The organism is Polaribacter sargassicola (assembly GCF_021991835.1).
Taxonomy (GTDB): domain Bacteria; phylum Bacteroidota; class Bacteroidia; order Flavobacteriales; family Flavobacteriaceae; genus Polaribacter; species Polaribacter sargassicola.
This window is the reverse complement of sequence record NZ_JAHDAU010000156.1, coordinates 1-304: the sequence shown is the minus strand read 5'-3', so window position 1 is coordinate 304 and position 304 is coordinate 1. Positions and strand designations below refer to the sequence as shown.

Annotated in this window: 1 pseudogene; it reads right to left on the bottom strand. The window is 28.6% G+C overall.

Annotated elements, in window-relative coordinates:
* Nucleotides 1-304, bottom strand: a pseudogene (locus KI686_RS16285) (TlpA family protein disulfide reductase); the annotation flags it as partial.

The following is a 304-nucleotide window of genomic DNA, read 5'->3' as shown; positions in this document are numbered from 1 at the left end:
AAGAAGGGTGTTTTTTATGGTTGCAGATTGTACTTCTTGAACAGTTTTAACAAATGCTAAATCCCTTTCTATAGATTCTGTTGTAGCACGTTCATTGGCTTGTTTTACATAGTGATTCGTTACAAGCTCCTTATAATTATTAGAGAATTTAAAATCAGCTTCATTATTATAATCAAAACCATCAAAATCTTTTAAAAACCCTTCAGAAACTTTAAATGTTTGGTCTTTAGTAAAATATCTATGAGCCATTTCATACTCATTAATTCGGGCTAAATAGAAATAATGTAAATTACGTTTCTCTTTA